The organism is Streptomyces achromogenes (assembly GCF_030816715.1).
Lineage (GTDB): Bacteria > Actinomycetota > Actinomycetes > Streptomycetales > Streptomycetaceae > Streptomyces > Streptomyces achromogenes_A.
Genome location: NZ_JAUSYH010000001.1, coordinates 2,855,345 through 2,876,111, shown reverse-complemented (window position 1 = coordinate 2,876,111; position 20,767 = coordinate 2,855,345). Strand labels below are relative to the sequence as shown.

Here is a 20,767-nt window from a genome sequence, read left to right as displayed (position 1 = left end):
GCTTTCCGACGCTTTTCGAAGACTTTCGCGGTGACGTGAGAACCATTGACGCGCAAAGCGTTCGATTCTACGGTCACCGTCCGGCGACGCGACTGTTGTTCGGTATAGCGAACGACGAAACCCCCCACTGAAGGAGCGTTCGCATGAGCCGCACGCCCTGCACTTCACACCCGTCCCGCCCCACCCGCCCGTCACGTACACCCCGCCCGTCACGGACACCCCTCCTGTCAGGTACGTCCCGCAGGTCACGGAGAGCGGCACTGCTCTGCGTGCCGGCCGCGATCCTGCTCGCCCTGACGCCCTCCACCGCCTCCGCCTACCCCGACCCCGGCACCGTCACAGGGGCCACGGTCGTGCACGACCCGACGATGATCCGGACCTCAGGCGGCCGGTACCTGCTCTACGCGACCGGTGGCGGACTCTCCTACCGCACCTCCACCGACCGCAGGACGTACAGCGCGGGCGGCGACGCCTTCGCCGGGAGGCCGGGCTGGTGGTCGTCCTACGGCACCACCGAGGCCTGGGCGCCCGACATCTCGTACCAGGGCGGCAAGTACCTGATGTACTACGCCGTCTCCACCTTCAGGACCAACCGATCGGCGATCGGCCTGGCCGTGTCGAGCACCGGTCTGCCGGGCTCCTGGACCGACCGCGGGACCGTGTACACCTCCACTGCCTCGAGCGACTACAACGCCATCGACCCGAATCTCTTCGTGGACGACGATGGCAAGTGGTGGCTGTCGTTCGGGAGTTTCTGGACGGGGATCAAGATGATCCGGATCGACCCGTCCACCGGCAAGCAGCTCTCCTCGGACACCGCCCGGCGCTCGATCGCCACCCGCAGCACGGCTCCGAACGCCGTGGAGGCGCCCTTCGTCGTGAAGCGCAACGGCTTCTACTACCTCTTCGCCTCGTACGACACCTGCTGCGCCGGCGTCAACTCCACCTACAAGGTCAAGGTGGGCCGTGCCACCAGCGTCACGGGGCCCTACCGCGACAGGAACGGCGTCGCGATGACCGACGACGGCGGCACACCGGTCCTGGAGTCGCACGGGCGTTACATCGGCCCCGGCGGCCAGTCGATCCTGCATGACACGGACGGCGACGTGATCGTCTACCACTACTACGACGGCAACAGCAACGGCACGCCCAGACTGGGCGTCAACCTACTGGACTGGAGCAGCGGATGGCCCGTCGCCTTCTGACCCTGCTGACCGCGCTACTGCTCGCCCTGGCGATCGGACAGCCTTCCGCGAGCGCGGCCACCTTCACCAACCCGGTCAAGACCCAGAAGGGCGCCGACCCCTGGATCTCGTACTACGCAGGCAACTACTACATGGTGACGACCAGTTGGACGAGCGCGATCACCATGCGCAGGTCCGCCACCCTGGCCGGCCTCGCGACCGCGCCGAGCGTGCAGGTGTGGACGGGCGACGCCGCCTCGCGATGCTGCAACATCTGGGCACCGGAGATCCACTTCCTGAACGGCCGCTGGTACCTGTACTACGTCGCCGGCCAGAACATCGCCGACTACAACGCCACCCAGCGCACCCACGTCCTGGAGAGCGCGGGATCCGACCCCACCGGGCCGTACACGTACAAGAACCAGCTCAACTCCGCCTGGATGCTCGACCCGACGGTCGCCACCGTCAACGGCCAGCTGTATCTGTTCGGCAGCGCGAGCGGCGGGACGCAGAACCTGGTGGCAGCCCGGATGAGCAACCCGTACACGCTCGCCACCGGGTTCTCGACCATCTCGACGCCCACCAACTCCTGGGAGAAGTCAGGCGGTTCTGTCAACGAGGGGCCGGAGATCCTCCAGCGCGGCGGGAAGACGTTCCTGATCTACTCGGCGAGCGGCTGCTGGACCCCGGACTACAAGCTCGGTCAGCTCACCCTCACGGGTTCCGACCCGCTCTCGGCGTCCTCCTGGACGAAGAAGTCCACACCGGTCTTCCAGCGGAACGACTCCGCGGGGGTGTACGGCCCCGGTCACAACGGCTTCTTCACCTCGCCCGACGGCACCGAGAACTGGATCGTCTACCACGCCAACGACTCGGCTTCGGACGGCTGTGACAACGGCCGGACGACCCGGGCCCAGAAGTTCACCTGGAACGCGGACGGGACGCCGAATCTCGGCACCCCGGTCGCCCTTGGATCGTCGGCGGGCGGTCCCTCCGGCGAACCGTCGGCCGCCTCCACCACCTACACGCTCACCAACCGCAACAGCGCCAAGTGCCTGGAAGTGGCCGGTGGTTCGACAGCGGACGGCGCCGATGTCCAGCAGTTCACCTGCAACGGCGGCACCAGGCAGCGCTGGCGGATCGAGGACCGGGGCGACGACACGAGCCGACTCGTCAACGTGGCCACCGGCAAGGTGCTCGACACCGCCGACTGCTCTGCCGCCGACGGCGCCGACCTGCGCCAGTGGACGTGGCTGGACAACGCCTGTCAGCGCTTCCGCTTCCTCGTCACGGACGGCGGCTACGTCCGCGTCGTCAACCAGTCCACCGGCAAGGTCGCCGAAGTCGCGAACTGTTCCACGGCGGACGCGGCCGACGTCCGCCAGTGGACGTGGCTGAACAACACCTGCCAGCAGTGGAAACTCAACCCGGTGTAGGGACTTCGGCGACGGCGGGTCCGCAGGTCCGCGGGCCCGCCCGAGCCGACGATCAGCCCGCCTGGCCCATCCCCGCGGCGTTCGGCCAGCTCTGGGCGTTGGGCCAGCCGGTCGCCGCGGCGGGGGAGAGGCCGTTGGTGCCCCTGACCTGAGCGGCCGTGAGGCCGCCGCGGGCCGGGACGCCGGGCGGGGTCGGACCCATCGGCGGGGCGGGAGCGACCGGCGCCATGGGCGGGGCCATCGCGGGGGCCATCGCCGCGGGAGACATGGCGGCCGGCGACATGGGCGGAGGGGCCATGGCGGCCGGAGACATGGCCGCCGGAGACATGGCCGCCGGAGACATGGGCGGAGGCGCCATCGCGGCCGGAGACATGGCGGCCGGCGACATGGCTGCCGGGGACATGGCTGCCGGGGACATGGGCGGAGGTGCCATGGCCGCCGGGGCCATCGCCGCCGCCGGGGCCATGGGGGCCGGCGCCGGAACGGGGGCCGGGGCGGGCGCGGGTGCCGGGGCCGGGGCGGGCACGGACTGGGGGAAGATCTGTGCCGCGGCCGGCAGCGGCACCCCCGCGCCCTCGGACGGCGCGGGCTGCGTCGGGACCGGGACCGGAGCCGCCGGGGCGGGCATCGCCGCGACCGCGGCGGCGGCCGGGGCGGCTGCCACCAGTCCCGGCTGCGCGACGCCCATGGCCTGAGCGGCGAGGCCGGGCATGCCGGCCCCGTTGGTGACCAGCCGGTCCACCGCCGCCGTGCCCGAGCTGTAGCCGGCGCCGGGGCTCAGCTCGGGCACGGGGGCTCCCCGCCTGGTCCCGTAGAGCACCTGCTCCATGCCGGACACCAGGCGGCGCACGTCCACCTGGGGGCGCACCACGAGCCTCAGGAAGCGGCTCGACGAACCGATCTTGTTGCCGCACTCACGGACCAGGATGCGGTGTTCGGCGAGCAGCCGGTCGCGGACCACGGTGCCCTCGGCGCCGACGGGCAGGCGCACGAAGAGGAAGTTCCCCTGGGAGGGATAGACGGTCAGGCCCGGCAGGGCGCTGAGCTGGCTCGCCATGTCGAGGCGGTCCCGGCGTATCTGCTGCAGGCTCTGCGCGTACTCGGCGCCGTGCTGCTTGAGCATGAACACGACGTGTTCGGCGAAGGAGTTGAGGTTCCACTTCGGGAGCATCGAGCGGACCCGGCCGGCCAGCGCCGGGTTGGCGACCAGATAGCCGAAGCGGATGCCGTGCAGGCCGAAGTTCTTGCCCAGGCTGCGCAGGACGATCACGTTGGGCCGCAGCATCGCCTCCTGGACGACGCTCGGCTCGGCCTCGGCGTCCGCGAACTCCAGGAACGACTCGTCGATGACGATCAGGTCCAGGTCGGCCATCGCGTCCATGAACTGGACGATGGCGTGCTTGTGCAGGAAGCCGCCGTCGGGGTTGTTCGGGTTGCAGATGACGGCGGCCCTGGTGCCGCGCGCCCGGATGAACTCGGCGTACTGCGCGAGGTCGAGGGCGAAGCCGCTGGACTCCTGGAGCGGGAACATGTCGACCCGCTTGCCGGTCTCCATGGGCTGGTCGGTCCAGCGGCCGAAGGTGGGGACCGGGACGGCGAGGGACTCGCGGACCAGCAGATGATCGATCCAGGTGATCAGCTCGGTCGAGCCGTTGCCCATGGCGACGGCCTGCGGCGGGAGTTGCAGCAGGCTGCACAGTTCCGCGGTGATGGTGTCGGCGCTGCTCGGGTAGTACGTGATGATGTCGCGCAGCCGGGCCGCCATCTCGTCGAACATCGCCGGGGTGGGGAAGTAGGGATTGCAGGGTATGCAGAAGTCCACCGGGCCGACCCCCTCGCCGCCCTCCCGTGTCAGCGCCGCCATCGACGGGCTGTGCGCCGCGTTGTTGCGGAACAACGAGGAGACGTTGTCGGCCATGGAACCTCCGTATGGGGCGGGCCCGGCGGGGACGACCGGGCCCGTCGTCATGGGACGGCACGCGCGGAGAGCACGGGCCGTCCTTACATACGGGGGTTCGGGTGACGGTGTTCAACCGACGGGAAGTCGGTGAGAAATTGTGGTTTAACTGTGAAGCAGGTGTCAAACGGCGGTGCGTGCGGGCGGGTCAGGAGCGGCCGAACGAGTGGACCGTCGTCGTCCGGTACGTCTGCCCGGGCCGCAGCACCGTGGAGGGGAACGACGGCTGGTTCGGCGCGTCCGGGAAGGCCTGCGTCTCCAGGCAGAGCGCGTCCCCCTGACGGTAGGTGCGGCCGCCGGTCCCGACGAGGGTGCCGTCGAGGAAGTTGCCCGAGTAGAACTGCAGCCCCGGTTCGGTGGTCGCGATGCCCAGGGTGCGGCCGGAGGCGGGGTCCCGCAGGACGGCGACCGGCTCGGGCCGGGCGGTGACGCCCTTGTCGAGGACGTAGTTGTGGTCGACGCCCTTGCAGTGCAGCGACTGCTCGTGGGCGACGCGCAGGTCCCGGCCGACCGCCTTGGCCGTGCGGAAGTCGAAGGGGGTGCCGGCGACGTCGGCCAGTTCGCCGGTGGGGATGAGGCTCTGGTCCACGGGCAGGTAGCGGGCGGCGGCGATCTCCAGCTCGTGGTCGTGGACGGAGCCGCTGCCCTCGCCGGCGAGGTTCCAGTAGACGTGGTTGGTGAGGTTGACGACGGTGGCCCGGTCGGTGGTGGCCTCGTAGTCGATGCGCCAGTCGCCGCCGCCGGTGAGGGTGTACGTCACCGTCACCTCGAGCGTGCCGGGGTAGCCCATCTCGCCGTCGGCGCTCGTCAGACGCAGGCGCAGACCGACGTCCGGGCCCTCGGTGAACGGCTCGACGTCCCACACGCGCCGGTCGAAGCCCTCGGTGCCGCCGTGCAGACTGCGGTCCCCGTCGTTGAGGGGCAGCTGGTGGGTCTCGCCGTCCAGGGTGAAGCGGCCCGCGGCGATGCGGTTGCCGAAGCGGCCGATGAGCGCCCCGAAGTACGGGCTGCCCGCCACGTAGTCGTCGAGGGTGGAGAACCCGAGGGAGACGTTGGCGTACCGGCCGTCCCGGTCGGGGATCTCCAACGACTGCACGATCCCGCCGTAGTCGAGGACCTTCAGCCGGGTCCCGCCGTTCTCCAGCGACCAGCTGGATACCTCGGTGCCGTCGGCCAGCACGCCGAAGAGCGTCCGCACTGTTTGCCGCCTTTCCTTTCCCGTTGCCGCCCGACCCTGGAAACACGAGCGGGCCCCGCCTTGAAGGCGGGGCCCGCTCGTCGGATCAGGAACCGGACTTGCGCTTGTTCCAGACGTCGAACCCGACCGCGATCAGCAGGGCGAGGCCCTTGATGACCTGCTGCCAGTCGCTGCCGACGCTGAGGAGGTTCATGCCGTTGTTCAGCACACCGAGGACGAGACCACCGATGATCGCGCCGAGGACCGTGCCGACGCCGCCGCTCATGGACGCGCCGCCGATGAACGACGAGGCGATCGCCTCGAGTTCGAAGCTGAGGCCCGCCTTCGGCGAGGCCGCGTTCAGACGGGCGGCGACCACGAGACCCGCCAGGGCCGCGAGCACGCCCATGTTCAGGAAGACCAGGAAGGTGACCTTCTTGTCCCTGACGCCGGACAGCTTCGCCGCCGGCAGGTTGCCGCCGATCGCGTAGATGTGACGGCCGAAGACGGCGTTGCGCATGATGTAGCCGTAGCCGACGACCAGTGCGCCGAGGATGATCAGGATGATCGGCGCGCCCTTGTAGCTGGCGAGCAGCATCGTGACCGTGAGGACCGCGGCGGCGATGGCGACGAGCTTGAGCAGGAAGAGGTTCCGCGGCACCACGTCGAGCGCGAACTCCTGCTGACGCTTGCGGTCCCGGACCTCCTGGAGGACCACGAAGGCCAGCAGGGCGAAGCCCAGCAGCAGCGTGATGTTGTGGTAGTTGGTGTTCGGGCCGACCTCCGGCAGGAAGCCGTTGCCCATCTTCTGCAGACCGTCCGGGAACGGGCCGAGGGTCTGGCCCTCCAGGAGGATCTCCGTCAGACCGCGGAAGAGCAGCATGCCCGCGAGGGTGACGATGAAGGAGGGTATGCCGAGATAGGCGATCAGGAAGCCCTGCACCGAGCCGGCCACCGCGCCGACGATCAGGCACAGCACCAGCGCGACGGGCCACGCCACGTCGTGCTGGACGGTGAGGACGGCCGCGAAGGCTCCCGTGAACGCCGTCACCGAACCGACCGAGAGGTCGATGTGACCCGCGATGATCACCAGCATCATGCCGATCGCGAGGATCAGGATGTAGCTGTTCTGCAGGACCAGGTTGGAGACGTTGCGCGGCAGCAGCAGGTCGCCGCCGGTCCACACCTGGAACAGGACGACGAGCAGGCCCAGCGCGATCAGCATGCCGTACTGGCGCATGTTGCGGCGCAGGCCGTCGAGCATCACCTGCAGCAGCCCGCCGCCGGAGGCGGAGCCCCCGCTCTTCCCGGGCGGCGCGGCCGCCGGGCTCTTGTCGGTCACGTCCGTGCTCATCGCGTTACCTCTTTGTCCTTCGTCATCTGACGCATCAGCACTTCCTGCGTGGCCTCGGCCCGCGGGAACTCGCCCGTGAGCCGTCCGGCGGCCATCGTGTAGATGCGGTCGCACATGCCGAGCAGTTCCGGCAGCTCGGAGGAGATGAAGACGACCGCCTTGCCCTGGGCGGCCAACTGGTCGATGACCGTGTAGATCTCGAACTTGGCGCCGACGTCGATACCGCGCGTCGGTTCGTCCAGGATCAGCACGTCGGGACCCGCGAAGATCCACTTGCTGAGGACGACCTTCTGCTGGTTGCCGCCGGACAGCTTGCCCACCGGCTCGAAGACGGTCGGGGCCTTGATGTTCATCGACTTGCGGTAGCCCTCGGAGACCTGCCGCTCCTCGTGCTCGTCGACCACGCCCCGCTTCGCGACCTTGTTCAGGGCGGTCAGCGAGATGTTGCGGTTGATCGTGTCGATGAGGTTGAGGCCGTAGTGCTTGCGGTCCTCGGTGACGTACGCGATCCCGTGGCCGATGGCCTCGGCGACCGTCTTCGTACGGATCTCCTTGCCGTCCTTGAGGACGGTGCCGCCCGCGTGCCGGCCGTAGGCGCGTCCGAAGACGCTCATGGCGAGCTCGGTACGGCCCGCGCCCATCAGGCCGGCGATACCGACGATCTCCCCGCGGCGCACCTGGATCGACACGTCGTCGACCACCTTGCGCTGCTGGTCGATCGGGTGGTGCACGGTCCAGTCGCGGATCTCCAGGGCCGGAGCCGCGTCCTTCTCCGCCGCCTCGTGCGGGGTGCGCTCGGGGAAGCGGTGGTCGAGGTCGCGGCCGACCATGCCGCTGATGATCCGGTCCTCGGTCGTCTCGGCCGACTTCACGTCGAGCGTCTCGATGGAGTGCCCGTCGCGGATGATCGTCACCGAGTCCGCGACCTTGCGGATCTCGTTGAGCTTGTGGGAAATGATGATCGAGGTGATGCCCTGCTTCTTCAGCTCCAGGATCAGGTCCAGGAGCTTGCCGCTGTCCTCGTCGTTCAGCGCCGCGGTGGGCTCGTCGAGGATGAGCAGCTTCACCTTCTTGGAGAGCGCCTTCGCGATCTCCACGAGCTGCTGCTTGCCCACGCCGATGTCGGCGACGCGGGTCTCCGGGTGGTCGCTGAGACCGACCCGGCGCAGCAGCTCGGTGGCGTGCCGCAGGGTCTCCCGCCAGTCGATGAACCCGCCCTTGGCGTGTTCGTTGCCGAGGAAGATGTTCTCCGCCAGGGAGAGGTACGGCGACAGCGCCAGCTCCTGGTGGATGATCACAATGCCGTGCTGCTCGCTCGCCCGGATGTCCTTGAACTGGACGACCTCCCCCTCGAAGAGGATGTCGCCGTCGTAGCTGCCGTGGGGATGGACGCCGGAGAGCACCTTCATCAAGGTGGACTTTCCGGCGCCGTTCTCACCGCAGATGGCGTGGACTTCGCCCTGACGGACGGTCAATGAGACGTCTGACAGCGCCTTGACGCCGGGAAAGGTCTTGACGATCGAGCGCATTTCCAGGACGGGTCCCGCCATGGTCGTGCCTTCCAATCCGTAAGGTTCGACGCTTACTTGAGCTGGTCAGCGGTGTAGTAGCCGCCGTCGACGAGCTCCTTCTGGTAGTTCGTCTTGTCGACGCTCACCGGCTGCAGCAGGTAGGCGGGGACGACCTTGGTGCCGTTGTCGTACGACTTGGTGTCGTTGATCTCGGGCTTCTTGCCGTTCAGGGTGGCGTCGACCATGTCCGTGGCGACCTGGGCGAGCTTGCGGAGGTCCTTGTAGACGGTCATCGACTGCTGGCCGGCGATGATCGACTTCACGGAGGCCAGCTCGGCGTCCTGACCGCTGATGACCGGCAGCGGCTTGGCGGCGGTGCCGTAGCCGTCCGACTTCAGCGCGGCGATGATGCCGATGGAGATGCCGTCGTAGGGCGAGAGCACGGCGTCGACCTTGCCGCTCTTGTACGACGAGGTGAGGATGTCCTCCATGCGCTTCTGGGCGGTGGCGCCGTCCCAGCGCAGGGTGGTGACCTGCGTCATGGCGGTCTGGCCGGACTTGACGACGAGCTTCTTGCTGTCGATGTACGGCTTGAGCACGCTCATCGCACCGTTGAAGAAGTACTTGGTGTTGTTGTCGTCGTTGGAGCCGGCGAAGAGCTCGATGTTGAAGGGGCCCTTGCCGGACGCCACGCCCAGCTTGTCCACGAGGTAGGTGGCCTGGAGCTTGCCGACCTTCTCGTTGTCGAAGGACGCGTAGTAGTCGACGTTCTTCGAGCCGAGGATCAGGCGGTCGTAGGAGATGACCGGGATCTTGGCGTCGGCGGCCTGCTGGAGGACGTTGTTCAGCGACTTGTTGTCGATCGCCGCGATGATCAGCGCCTTGACGCCCTGGGTGATCAGGTTCTCGATCTGCGAGACCTGCTGGTCGGGGTCGTCCTCGCCGAAGACCAGCTTGGTCTTGTAGCCCTTGGCCTTGAGGTCCTTCTCGACGTTGGCGCCGTCGGTGATCCAGCGCTCGGAGGACTTGGTCGGCATCGCGATGCCGATGGTGCCGCCCTTGGCGTCGCCGGCCTTCTCCTCACTGCCGCCCTCACCGGACTGTCCGCAGGCGGACAGGGTGAGGGCGAGGGAGGCGGCTCCGGCTATGGCGGCGAGGGCGGCTCTGCGGTTACGCATGATCAACATCCTTGATGTGTGTGCAGGGATCGGTCTCGCGCTGCGAAGTACGCTTCCGGAGCGACGCCGGAAAGACCGAGAAGCGATGTGTGGGATTCTGCGCGCCTGTGTCGGCTTGTGTGAAGCAAGGTTTCCGGAACGTTATGACCCGGCGTCGAACCTGTTCAGTTCACCGGGCAGTCGCGAGCCTAGAGGGGCCATGTCACCGTCCGCCCGGTGACGGGCGAGCAGGTCGAGGGCCAGACGGCCACGACGCACCCGTTCCCGGGCTGTGGCGAGCGCCACGTCGCGCATGTGATGGCCGTACGGGTAGATGCCCGGCGCTTTGGACAGGCCGAACTTCAGGTAGAGCGGTGCGCCGCGCCGGATCAGCTCGGCGACCTCGTACATCCGAATGTACCCGCCGAGATCGTCGGGGGCCTCGATGTACATGTCCATGGGGGCGGCCGACACCCGCCGGATCTCCGTGAGATGATCCAGCGTCAGGTCGCTGGGCACGTTGACGGAGTCGGCGCCCAGACGCTCGTACACCGCGTACGCGGCCGGGTTGACGGGGCCGATGAGCGCCGACACCTTCAGCGTCGTGTCGGCCGGGATGACGCCCGCCGTGCGGGCGCGGTGCAGCGTCCACAGCACGCCCTCGTCGGCGACGAGCAGACACTTGACGCCCAGCTCCGTCGCGCGCAGGGCGTCCTCGACGCACCCGGCGACGGCGTCGTGGCCGCGGGCCCGCAGCCCGCCGCCCCGGGAGTCGGTACGCGTCGAGCCGCCGATGTCCCAGGTGCCGCGGGGGCCGGTGAACAGACACAGCTCGATGTCACGCTCGGCGGTGGAGTCCACCATGTCGGTGATCTCGGAGTCGGTCAGCATCCACACACCGCTGCCCTGGCTGATCCGGTGGATCGGCACGTCGAGGCGTGAGGCCTCTTTCAGGATGACGGCCAGCGCTTCGGGGCCCTCGCACGAAGGGACCTCGGTGCGCCAGCGGCCGCCGCCCGGGAACCCGTGGGGTGAGGCGTCGGCGGGATCGAGAGCGGGCGCGCCCAGGCCGAGCGTGGCGAGCGCCTGCTCACCAGGTCGGCGAGCTGCCGTGGTGGAAGCGTCGGTGGTCACATGCCGTCCTTCGTGTTCGATATATCGGTCAAGGTTCGCGGCTCAGGTCGTACGGGGCTGGGTGTACACCGGCCCGGGGCGCGTCAGGACGCCCCGAGCCGGCGTACGGCTTGGCGGGGGCCTACGGCCTGAGCAGCACCTTGCCCACCTTCGGATCACCGGAGCCGACCAGCTCGATGGCATCGGCGAACGCGGTCAACGGCAGCTCGTGCGTGATGAGCGGCAGCGGATCGAGCAGAGCGGCCCCGAACACCCGGACCGTGTAGGCCCAGGCGTCCGGTGGAGCCCCGAAGACGGTGTGCACCTCCAGTTGCCGCACGACGAGGTCCGTCGGGTCCAGCCCGGCCGCTCCGGGCGCCGGGATCCCCGTCAGGACCAGCCGGCCGCCGCGCCGAAGGAGCGAGGCGGCGGTCCGTGCGGCGGTCGTGGACCCGGCGGTCTCGATGACGACGTCGATGTCGTCCGGGAGCTCCTGGTCACAGGTACGGAAGTCGGTGGCGCCGAACTGCCGGGAGAGCGTCTCCCGGTCGCCGCGCGTGCCCACGACCAGCAGTTCGGCGGGCGAGCCCGCCTTGAGGAACTGCACGGCGAACATGCCCAGCGTCCCGGTGCCGACGACGGCCACCCGCTCGCCCGGCAGGGCGTGCGCCTTGATCGCGGCGGCCGCGACGCAGGCCGCCGGTTCCAGCAGGGCCGCCGCGGTGAGGTCGGCGTCGTCCGGAAGGGCGTGCAGCAGCCGGGCCGGGAGCGTGAGGGTGGCGGCCATCGCCCCCGGCTGGGTGAAACCGGTCTCCTCGTAGCCCTCCGTGCACAGCGTCGTCGCGCCCGTGTGGCAGCGGTCGCAGACCTGGCAGTTGCGAAAGCCCTCGCCCACCACCTTGCGGTCGAGGAGCGAGGGGGGGACGCCGGCGCCGACCGCCTCGACCGTCCCGGACCACTCGTGGCCGGGGGTCACCGGGTAGCGCACGTACCCCTCTGGCCGGTTGCCGTGGTACACCTCGCGGTCGCTGCCGCAGATGCCGGTCGCGTGGACGCGGACCAGCGCCTCCCCGGGTTCCGGCTGCCGCGGTGAGTGCGGGACGATGCGATGCTCGCCCGGCGCCTCGACCACGACGGCGGTGCTCACTGCTCGGCGGCCTTCGGCTTGCGCTGTTCCCAGCCCTCGGCCCAGAGGTCGAAGCGCGCCTGCTGCTGCGGGAACTCGGCGGCCGCCTCCACGTCCAGCTCGACGCCGAGGCCGGGCTCGTCGGAGAGGTGGAAGTAGCCGTCGATCACTTCGGGCGCGCCCTTGACGACCTTCTTGATCTCCGCGTCGGCGAAGTCGTTGAAGTGCTCGAGGATCTTGAAGTTCGGGGTGGTGAACCCGACCTGCAGGGAGGCGGCGGTGAGGACCGGCCCGCCGACGTTGTGCGGGGCGACGAGCACGTAGTGCGCCTCGGCGGTGGCGGCGAGCTTGCGGGTCTCCCAGATGCCGCCGATGTGACCGACGTCCGGCTGGATGATGTCGACGGCCTGGCTCTCGAACAGCTCGCGGAACTCGATGCGGTCGTGGATGCGCTCGCCGGTGGCGACCGGGATGTCGACCTTGGCGGCGATCTTCTCCAGGGCCTTCAGGTTCTCCGGCGGGCAGGGCTCCTCCAGCCACGCGGGCTTGAAGGGCGCGAGCTCCTTGGCCAGCCGTACGGCGGTGGCGGGGGAGAAGCGGCCGTGCATCTCCAGCATCAGCTCGGCGTCCGGCCCGATGGCGTCGCGCACGGCCTCGATCAGCGAGACGGCGTAGAGGCTCTGCTGGTGGTCCAGCTCGAAGTGCCCGGTGCCGAAGGGGTCGATCTTGAGCGCCCGGTAGCCGCGCTCCATGACGCCCCTGGCGGCCTTGTGGTAGGCCTCCGGGGTCCGCTCGGTGGTGTACCAGCCGTTGGCGTAGGCCTTGACCTTGTCGGTGACCTTCCCGCCGAGGAGCTGCCAGACCGGCACGCCGAGCGCCTTGCCCTTGATGTCCCAGCAGGCCATCTCGACGACGGCGATGCCCGACATCACGATCTCGCCGGCCCGCCCGTAGTCGCCGTACTTCATGCGGCGCGCGAGATCCTCGACAGCGAACGGGTCGGAGCCGAGAATGTGGTTGGCCTCGGCCTCCTTCAGATAGCCGATCAGCGCGTCGGTGTGGCCCAGCATGCGGGTCTCGCCGACGCCCGTGAGGCCCTCGTCGGTGTGCACCAGGACGTAGGTCAGGTTGCGCCACGGCGTCCCGACCACATGCGTGCTGATTCCGGTGATGCGCACGGAAGTTAACCCTTCGAAGCTGTTCGAGATTTCGTCACGCGTTCGAAATGCTGACCAGACAGTAGGGACCGCGTGAGCGGGGTGTCAATGGGGTGGCCACGTACGCTTTCGATAGTTTCGATGACGGTTTCGGACGGTGAACCGAGTTCATGTGGGGTAGGTCACTCTACTTGACGCGTCGTATGGCCTGTTTCCCACACAACTTTCACACGTGTGCTCGGGAACGGTCACTTCCGGGAACTTAGTCTCTCCGCGTCATGGACTACTGCCACCCGTGCCGACGGCACCTCAATGGCGCCCTCGCCTGCCCGGGGTGCGGCGCACCTGCCGACCAGCTACGCGCGTATCCGTACGACGCGCACCAGCCGGAGCAGTACGAGCCGGAGCCGCTCCCCTACGAGCCCGGGCCGTACGGCGACGCGTGGCCCACGGACTCGCCGGACGACCGCACCGCTCACGACGAGCCCGGCGATCACGACGAGCCCGGCGACTTCGGCGACGAGGCGCAGGGGCGGGCCGCGCGCCGCCGGGAACAGGGCCGGGGCGGCCGGCGGGGGCCGGGTGGCGCGCCTGCCGCACCGGACGCGAGCCGTCGCGACCGCAAGGCCTCCGCCCACCGCCGGCGCCGCAGGCGCGTGGTGCTGATCGGCGTCGGTTTCGTGCTGGCGGCGGGCGGCCTGAGCCTGGCCGAGCTGGGCGTGGACGCTCCGGGCTTCTCCTCGCCGGCCAACCCGGCGGCGGCCGGCGGGGAGTCGGCCGAGGTCGACGGGTCGGCGGTGGAGCCGAGCGCGACCGGGCGGCCCCTGGGCGACCGGACGGACACGGGAAAGGCCTCGCCGTCCCCGGATCCCTCGGCCTCGTCGTCCTCCTCCGCCTCCGCGTCGGCCTCCCCGTCCCCGACGGGCCCGACCGCCACGCCGGGCCCGGACAAGGAAGCCCAGTCGGGCGCCCGCCCCGGCTCCTCCGGGTCGAAGGCGCCCTCGGACGACGACTCGGGCTCCACCCCGACCTCCGGCGCGTCGGCCCCGGCCCCGGCCCCCAAGCCCTCGCCCTCGGAGACCTGTACCCGGTTCCTGTGGTGGTGCTCCTGAGGCTCCGGCCGAGCGTTCCGGCGGCCCCTCGATGGTTGATTCTGTGCGCAGTTGTGCGGTTCGCCGGCCTGTTTGGACATCCCGTCCAGGGCTACGTGCGGGACGTCCCCCGTGGGGCGAATGGCGTCCCGTGCGGCCCCGCCGAGGTCCGCGCCGGCCGCGCGGACCCTCTTCGGGCCTCCGCCCGGCATCACCGCCCGGACCCGCCCGCAAGGCTGTGACCTGGTGCGATGCACAATTCGGCCAAATCGCGTTATGGAACCGTGACGACCATTGGTCGCAACCCTCTTGACCGCCATGAATTGTTAGCGCTCACAATGACCTCCGCGTTCACCAGTCAGCGCCCAGCGTCGGCAGGGAGGTCGAGCGTCGTGCGCTCAGCGTCCCGACTCGTCATTTCCGTCGCTTCCGCCGGGCCCTCCGGGAAGCCGGAGTGACATCCGCGGAGCGCAACAGTCCGCAACGCATCGCAGGTCGTACCCACGAACGAGAGCCAAGGAGGGGCGCACGTGGCACACACCGGGCTTCGGCCCCCCACCATGGCCGACGTGGCACGCCAGGCCGGCGTGTCCCACCAGACCGTGTCCCGTGTGCTGGGGGATCACCCCAACGTGCGGGAGGAGACACGGGCCAGGGTGCTCCGGGCGATCGAGGAGATGGGCTATCGCCGCAACTTCTCCGCCCGGGCCCTGGCGACCCGGCGCACCCGGACACTGGGCGTGGTCGCCTCCGACACCACCCTCTACGGGCCGGCCAGCACGCTGTTCGCGCTCGAGGAGGCGGCACGTTCCGAGGGGTACCTCGTCTCGACGGTCAGCCTGCGCAAACTGACCATGGAGACGCTCTCCGAGGCCATGGACCACCTCAGCGAGGGCGGGGTCGAAGGCGTGGTCGCCATCGCCCCGCAGCGGTCCGCGGTGGACGCGCTGGCCGAACTGCGCCACCCGTTCCCCGTGGTGGTCGTGGGAGGCGGATCGGGGGTGGAGATCCCGAGCGTCAGCGTCGACCAGCACCTGGGGGCGCGGCTGGCGACGGGTCATCTGCTGGCCGCCGGCCACCGCAGCGTCTGGCATCTCGCCGGGCCCGAGGAGTGGCAGGAGGCGGCCGACCGGGCCGCCGGCTGGCGGGCGACCCTCGAGGAGGCGGGCGTGGAACCGCCCATGACGCTGTGCGGCGACTGGAGTCCGCTGTCGGGCTACCGTGCGGGCCAGGAACTGGCCGGCTGGGTGGGCCGCGGGCTGACCGCGGTCTTCGCCGCCAACGACCAGATGGCGCTGGGGGTGTTGCGGGCCCTGCGGGAAGCGGGGGTCCGCACGCCCCAGGACGCTGGCGGTGGTCGGCTTCGACGACATCCCGGAGTCGGAGTACTTCGCACCTCCTCTGACCACCGTCCGGCAGGACTTCGCGGCGGTGGGCAGGCGCGGCATCGCACTGCTCCTGGAGCTGATCGAGGGGCGGCCGCCCGCCGCCGCGCCCCGCATCGCGATCGAACCCCAACTCGTGGTCCGCGCGAGTACGTTCCCTCAGGCCGCTCAACCGGAGGGCGTACCCCGCTGACCTACCGTCGGCCGACAAGCACAGCCGTATGGCCGACATTCCGAACAATGATCGACAGGCTGGACGCACTGCAGCCGGTCCCCTCAAGTACCAGCAGGTCCGTCCCCGGACCGGCTCTTCAAAGGAGAAGAACATGCTCAGCAGAAGGAACTTCCTCACCGTTGCGGTCGGCGTGGCGGCGGCGGGCGGTCTGACCGCCTGTGCCAAGAAGGACGACAGCTCCTCCGACTCCTCCTCCGGCGGCAGCAAGACGATCACGCTGGGCTTCTCCCAGGTCGGCTCGGAAAGCGGCTGGCGCAGCGCCAACACGGACTCGGTGAAGTCGGCCGCCAAGGAGGCCGGCTACAAGCTGCAGTTCTCCGACGCGCAGCAGAAGCAGGAGAACCAGATCTCCGCGATCCGCAGCTACATCACCCAGAAGGTCGACGTCATCGCCTTCTCGCCGGTGGTCGTCACCGGCTGGGACGCGGTTCTCAAGGAGGCCAAGGCCGCGAAGATCCCGGTGGTCCTCACCGACCGCTCCGTGGAGACCTCCGACGACTCCCTGTTCGTCACGCTCGTCGGCTCCGACTTCACCGACGAGGGCCGCCGCGCCGCCAAGATCCTCGAGAAGGTCATCGCCAAGGCCGGCCTCAAGGCCCCGGTGAAGATCGCCCAGCTGGAGGGCACCACCGGCGCCGCCCCGGCCATCGAGCGCGCCAAGGGCTTCAAGGAGGTCATGGACGCCGAGCACAAGGACGACTGGAAGGTCGTCGTCAGCCAGACCGGTGACTTCACCCGCGCCGGCGGCAAGCAGGTCATGGCGGCCTTCCTGCAGTCCAACCCGGACATCAACGTCCTGTTCGCGCACAACGACGACATGGCCATCGGCGCCATCCAGTCCATCGAGGCGGCCGGCAAGAAGCCCGGCAAGGACATCCTGATCGTCTCGATCGACGGCGTGAAGGACGGCTTCGTGGCCATGTCCGAGGGCAAGATCAACGCCATCGTCGAGTGCAACCCGCTCCTCGGCCCCCAGCTGATGGACGTCGTGAAGAAGGTCAAGAACGGCGAGACGGTCGAGCGCTGGATCAAGACCAAGGAGGGCGACTTCATGCAGGACCAGGCCAAGGCCGCGCTCCCGAGCCGCAAGTACTGACCGACGCACCCACCGGCAGGGAGCCTCCGGCCGACCGAGCGCCATCGGTCCCGGGGCTCCCTGCGGGCCTGAACCAATGAAGAGGAGCGCTGCCATGGCAGAGCCGCGGCCCGTCCTGGAGATGGCGGGCATAGTCAAGGAGTTCCCGGGGGTACGGGCTCTGTCGGGCGTCGACTTCCGGCTCTTCCCCGGCGAGATACACGCCCTCATGGGCGAGAACGGGGCAGGGAAGTCCACCCTGATCAAGGTGCTGACCGGGGTCTACTCCCTGGACGGCGGCACGATCACGCTGGACGGCGCGTCCGTGCGCATCGCCAGCCCGCTGCAGGCCCAGCAGGCCGGCATCAGCACGGTCTACCAGGAGGTCAACCTCTGCCCCAACCTGTCGGTGGCGGAGAACATCTTCATCGGCCGTGAACCCACCCGCATGGGCCGCATCCAGTGGAAGCGGCTGCGCCGGGAGGCCGCGGAGCTGGTGGACCGGCTGGGACTGGACATCGACGTCTCCGCCCCGCTGTCGTCGTACCCGCTGGCCGTGCAGCAACTGGTCGCGATCGTCCGGTCGTTGAACACCGGCGGCGGCGACGGACCGGGCACCAAGGTGCTCATCCTCGACGAGCCGACCTCCAGCCTCGACCGCGACGAGGTCCTGCAACTGTTCGCGCTGATGCGCCGGTTGAAGGACGAGGGCGTGGCGATCCTGTTCGTGTCGCACTTCCTCGACCAGATCTACGAGATCTGCGACCGGATGACGGTGCTGCGCAACGGCACCCTGGTCGGCGAGCACATGGTGAGCGACCTCGACCAGGTCGGCCTCGTCCAGCTCATGCTCGGCAAGGCCATGGGCCAGCTCGACGAGCTCCAGGAGCAGCAGCAGCGCGCCGAAGCGGGCGAGGCCCTGGTGCAGGCGGAGGGCCTCGGCAAGACCGGCCGTATCGCGCCGTTCGACCTGGAGATCAAGAAGGGCGAGGTGATCGGGCTCGCCGGCCTGCTCGGTTCGGGACGCACCGAACTCGCCCGGCTGCTCTTCGGCGCCGACCAGCCGGACACCGGCACGGTGTCCATCGACGGCAAGCAGGTCTCGATGAGCGCCCCCAACGACGCGATCGGCGCGGGCGTCGCGTTCTGCTCCGAGAACCGCAAGAGCGAGGGCCTGGTGCCCGATCTCACGGTGCGGGAGAACATCATCCTGGCGCTGCAGGCCTCACGCGGCTGGACCCGGCCCATCCCGGCCGCCCAGCGCGACGAACTGGTCGCCAAGTACATCAAGGCCCTGGACATCCGCCCCGCCAACCCCGAGGCCAGGGTGGGCCAGCTCAGCGGCGGCAACCAGCAGAAGGTGCTGCTGGCCCGCTGGCTGATCACCCAGCCGAAGCTGCTGATCCTGGATGAGCCGACGCGCGGCATCGACATCGGCGCGAAGGCGGAGATCCAGAAGCTCGTCGTCTCCCTCTCCGAGGACGGGATGTCCGTGCTGTACATCGCGGCCGAGCTGGAGGAGGTACTCCGGCTCAGTCACACCATCGGAGTGCTGCGCGACCGCCGGCTGGTGGCGCAGATCGCCAACGGGCCGGAGATCACCACGAGCCGGATCCTGGAGACCATCGCGAGCGGAGAGCACCAGTGACCACGTCTTCGACCACCTCTTCCCGGTGGCGGGCGCTGACCCGGCACCATCTGTTCTGGCCGGTGGCGGTGCTCGTGCTCCTGCTGCTCGTCAACGTCCCGTTTACGCCCGACTTCTTCTCGATCAAGATGGCGGACGGCCACCTCTACGGCAGCCTCGTGTCGATCGTGCTGTTCGGGTCGCCGCTCATCCTGGTGGCGGTCGGCATGACGGTGGTCATCGCCACCGGCGGCATCGACCTCTCCGTCGGCGCCGTGGTCGCCATCACCGGAGCACTGGCCTGCTCCTACATCAGCGACCAGAAGGACCAGGGCGCGCTGTCCGGAGTGCTGCTCGCCATGGGCCTCGGTCTGCTGGCCGCGGTCGTCTGCGGTCTGTGGAACGGCTTCCTCGTCGCCCGGATGGGCATTCAGCCGATCATCGCCACCCTGATCATCATGGTCGCCGGCCGCGGTGTCGCCCAGCTGATCACCGACGGCCAGATCATCACCATCAACAGCGAGCCGTACAAGCTGATCGGCGGCGGCTACTGGCTGACGCTGCCGTTCTCCATCTTCGTGGTGGCCGCGGTCGTGGCCGTCACCGGCGCGCTGACCCGCCGCACGGCGCTCGGCCTGCTGGTGGAGGCGGTCGGCGGCAACGCCGAGGCGAGCCGCCTGGTCGGCATCCGGTCCCGTCGCATCAAGATCCTGGTCTACATGTTCTGCGCGCTCTGCGCGGGCATCGCCGGCTTGATGATCAGCTCCAACACCTCGGCCGCCGACGGCAACAACGCCGGCCTGTGGATCGAACTCGACGCGATCCTCGCCGTGGTGATCGGCGGCACCTCGCTGCTGGGCGGCCGGTTCTCCATCGGCGGCACGGTGGTCGGCGCCCTCGTCATCCAGACGCTGACCACCACGATCTACACCATCGGCGTGCCGACCCAGACCAACCTGGTCTTCAAGGCGGCCGTCGTCATCGTCGTCTGCCTGCTGCAGTCCCCGAAGTTCCGCGACAAGGTCTTCGGCGCGAAGTTCGCCGCCCGGTTCCGCGCGCAGGCCGGCGCCAAGACGGCCGCGACCCCGGCGGACACCGCCGCGCCGACCGAGGCCGCTCCCAAGATGGAGGTGTCGTGATGAGCGCGACCACCCAGAGCCCCACGGCCTCCGAAAGCCGTATCCCGTCCAAGGCCGCGCGGCTGCTCGGTGACCGGCGGCTGCCCGTCGGCGTGACGGCCCTGCTCTTCCTCGTGATGTACGGGGTGGGCCTCGGCCGCTACCAGTTCTACGGGTTCGCCGAACCGCAGGTCTTCCTGAACCTGTTCATCGACAACGGCTATCTGCTGGTCGCCGCGGTGGGTGTCACCTTCGTCATCCTGTCCGGCGGAATCGACCTCTCCGTCGGGTCGATGATCGGCTTCACGACGATGTTCACTGCCTGGCTGGTCGAGCGCCAGGGGCTGCCGATCGTGATCGTGATCCCGATGGCGCTGGCGGTGGGGGCCTTCGGCGGGTTCCTGATGGGCTATGTGATCCACAACTTCGAGATCCAGCCCTTCATCGTGACCCTCGCCGGCCTCTTCCTCTTCCGCGGTCTGTGCCTGGTCATCAGCAAGGAGTCGATCTCGATCGGTGACGCCTCGGTGAGCAGCATGGCCCAGGCGCAGGTGTCGCTGGGCGTGGGCTTCGTGTCGATCGGCGCGATCGTCTCGCTGGTGGTCCTCGCCGTGGCGTTCTACGTCCTGCACTACACGCGCTTCGGGCGGCGGGTGTACGCGATCGGCGGCAACGAGCAGTCGGCCATGCTGATGGGCCTCCCGCAGGGCGGCACCAAGATCGCCGTGTACACGGTGAGCGGGTTCTGCTCGGCGCTCGCCGGTCTCCTCTTCACCCTCTACATCCAGTCCGGCGACCCGCTGCACGCGACCGGCATGGAGCTCGACGCGATCGCCGCGGTCGTCATCGGCGGCACGCTGCTGACCGGCGGCTCCGGCTATGTGGTGGGCACCCTGTTCGGCGTGCTGGTGCTCGGTCTCATCAAGAGCATCATCCAGTTCGAGGGCACGCTGAGCTCCTGGTGGACGAAGATCGCCACCGGTGTGCTGCTGTGCGCCTTCATCCTGGTCCAGCGCTTCATGACGACCCGTAAGAAGACCTGAGCCGAGGAGCGGTCCCCCAGC

The 20,767-nt window shown here is 69.2% G+C and carries 15 protein-coding genes and 1 pseudogene; 8 read left to right on the top strand and 8 right to left on the bottom strand.

Features of this window, described 5'->3' with window-relative positions; genetic code table 11:
- The first annotated feature begins 269 nt into the window (after positions 1-269).
- Together QF032_RS13010 and QF032_RS13005 are read left to right on the top strand one after the other, a co-directional pair.
- Positions 270-1,205, top strand: coding sequence for an arabinan endo-1,5-alpha-L-arabinosidase (locus QF032_RS13010; RefSeq protein ID WP_373430330.1), 936 nt, complete (start codon positions 270-272; stop codon positions 1,203-1,205).
- On the top strand, positions 1,187-2,620 hold the full coding sequence (locus QF032_RS13005) for a family 43 glycosylhydrolase (protein ID WP_307056047.1): 1,434 nt from the start codon (positions 1,187-1,189) through the stop codon (positions 2,618-2,620). Before QF032_RS13010 ends, QF032_RS13005 begins: the two co-directional genes overlap by 19 nt.
- Before the next feature lie 52 nt (positions 2,621-2,672).
- Here QF032_RS13005 and QF032_RS13000 read toward each other — a convergent pair whose 3' ends face one another.
- From QF032_RS13000 to QF032_RS12965, 8 genes are all read right to left on the bottom strand, one after another.
- Positions 2,673-4,538 (bottom strand): pyridoxal phosphate-dependent aminotransferase, encoded by a 1,866-nt coding sequence (locus tag QF032_RS13000; RefSeq protein ID WP_307056046.1) that lies wholly within the window; start codon positions 4,536-4,538, stop codon positions 2,673-2,675.
- 187 nt (positions 4,539-4,725) lie between these two features.
- On the bottom strand, positions 4,726-5,775 hold the full coding sequence (locus QF032_RS12995) for an aldose epimerase family protein (protein WP_306952690.1): 1,050 nt from the start codon (positions 5,773-5,775) through the stop codon (positions 4,726-4,728).
- Positions 5,776-5,860: 85 nt separating this feature from the next.
- Positions 5,861-7,108, bottom strand: coding sequence for a multiple monosaccharide ABC transporter permease (mmsB, locus tag QF032_RS12990; RefSeq protein WP_306952691.1), 1,248 nt, complete (start codon positions 7,106-7,108; stop codon positions 5,861-5,863).
- Complete coding sequence (mmsA, locus tag QF032_RS12985) at positions 7,105-8,658, bottom strand: multiple monosaccharide ABC transporter ATP-binding protein (protein ID WP_306952692.1); 1,554 nt, start codon at positions 8,656-8,658, stop codon at positions 7,105-7,107. Before mmsA ends, mmsB begins: the two co-directional genes overlap by 4 nt.
- A gap of 32 nt (positions 8,659-8,690) precedes the next feature.
- Entirely contained in the window at positions 8,691-9,797 is a 1,107-nt protein-coding gene (gene chvE, locus QF032_RS12980) for a multiple monosaccharide ABC transporter substrate-binding protein (RefSeq protein ID WP_306952693.1), read from the bottom strand.
- 141 nt (positions 9,798-9,938) lie between these two features.
- Positions 9,939-10,910, bottom strand: coding sequence for a hypothetical protein (locus tag QF032_RS12975; RefSeq protein ID WP_307042492.1), 972 nt, complete (start codon positions 10,908-10,910; stop codon positions 9,939-9,941).
- Between the two features lie 121 nt (positions 10,911-11,031).
- The gene (locus QF032_RS12970; protein WP_307056045.1) at positions 11,032-12,036 is read right to left on the bottom strand and encodes a zinc-dependent alcohol dehydrogenase; all 1,005 of its coding nucleotides are present in this window, start codon (positions 12,034-12,036) and stop codon (positions 11,032-11,034) included.
- Complete coding sequence (locus QF032_RS12965; RefSeq protein WP_307042489.1) at positions 12,033-13,193, bottom strand: mandelate racemase/muconate lactonizing enzyme family protein; 1,161 nt, start codon at positions 13,191-13,193, stop codon at positions 12,033-12,035. The genes QF032_RS12970 and QF032_RS12965 overlap by 4 nt, the downstream gene beginning before the upstream one ends.
- A 257-nt stretch (positions 13,194-13,450) precedes the next feature.
- Between QF032_RS12965 and QF032_RS12960 the strand changes: the two genes are divergently transcribed.
- The 6 genes and pseudogenes from QF032_RS12960 to yjfF all read left to right on the top strand — a co-directional run bounded on the left by QF032_RS12960 (position 13,451) and on the right by yjfF (position 20,746).
- Positions 13,451-14,284 carry an SCO2400 family protein gene (locus tag QF032_RS12960; protein WP_307042487.1) on the top strand — a complete coding sequence of 278 codons (834 nt, stop codon included), beginning with the start codon at positions 13,451-13,453 and terminating at the stop codon, positions 14,282-14,284.
- A 509-nt stretch (positions 14,285-14,793) separates the two neighbouring features.
- A pseudogene (locus QF032_RS12955) lies at positions 14,794-15,841 on the top strand (LacI family DNA-binding transcriptional regulator).
- A 133-nt stretch (positions 15,842-15,974) separates the two neighbouring features.
- Positions 15,975-16,979, top strand: a complete 1,005-nt coding sequence (locus tag QF032_RS12950) for an ABC transporter substrate-binding protein (protein ID WP_307042484.1) — start codon at positions 15,975-15,977, stop codon at positions 16,977-16,979.
- A 94-nt stretch (positions 16,980-17,073) separates the two neighbouring features.
- Entirely contained in the window at positions 17,074-18,606 is a 1,533-nt protein-coding gene (locus QF032_RS12945) for a sugar ABC transporter ATP-binding protein (RefSeq protein WP_306952704.1), read from the top strand.
- The gene (locus tag QF032_RS12940) at positions 18,603-19,724 is read left to right on the top strand and encodes an ABC transporter permease (RefSeq protein WP_307042482.1); all 1,122 of its coding nucleotides are present in this window, start codon (positions 18,603-18,605) and stop codon (positions 19,722-19,724) included. Before QF032_RS12945 ends, QF032_RS12940 begins: the two co-directional genes overlap by 4 nt.
- Entirely contained in the window at positions 19,724-20,746 is a 1,023-nt protein-coding gene (yjfF, locus tag QF032_RS12935) for a galactofuranose ABC transporter, permease protein YjfF (protein ID WP_306952707.1), read from the top strand. The genes QF032_RS12940 and yjfF overlap by 1 nt, the downstream gene beginning before the upstream one ends.
- The last annotated feature ends 21 nt before the right edge of the window (positions 20,747-20,767 follow it).

What these genes read in the sequence shown, in the direction of transcription:
- QF032_RS13005 (WP_307056047.1), top strand. Translation starts at nt 1,187, where the DNA reads ATGGCCCGTCGCCTTCTGACCCTGCTGACCGCGCTACTGCTCGCCCTG.
- QF032_RS13000 (WP_307056046.1), bottom strand. Translation starts at nt 4,538, where the DNA reads ATGGCCGACAACGTCTCCTCGTTGTTCCGCAACAACGCGGCGCACAGC.
- mmsB (WP_306952691.1), bottom strand. Translation starts at nt 7,108, where the DNA reads ATGAGCACGGACGTGACCGACAAGAGCCCGGCGGCCGCGCCGCCCGGG.
- mmsA (WP_306952692.1), bottom strand. Translation starts at nt 8,658, where the DNA reads ATGGCGGGACCCGTCCTGGAAATGCGCTCGATCGTCAAGACCTTTCCC.
- chvE (WP_306952693.1), bottom strand. Translation starts at nt 9,797, where the DNA reads ATGCGTAACCGCAGAGCCGCCCTCGCCGCCATAGCCGGAGCCGCCTCC.
- QF032_RS12960 (WP_307042487.1), top strand. Translation starts at nt 13,451, where the DNA reads ATGGACTACTGCCACCCGTGCCGACGGCACCTCAATGGCGCCCTCGCC.
- QF032_RS12950 (WP_307042484.1), top strand. Translation starts at nt 15,975, where the DNA reads ATGCTCAGCAGAAGGAACTTCCTCACCGTTGCGGTCGGCGTGGCGGCG.
- QF032_RS12945 (WP_306952704.1), top strand. Translation starts at nt 17,074, where the DNA reads ATGGCAGAGCCGCGGCCCGTCCTGGAGATGGCGGGCATAGTCAAGGAG.
- yjfF (WP_306952707.1), top strand. Translation starts at nt 19,724, where the DNA reads ATGAGCGCGACCACCCAGAGCCCCACGGCCTCCGAAAGCCGTATCCCG.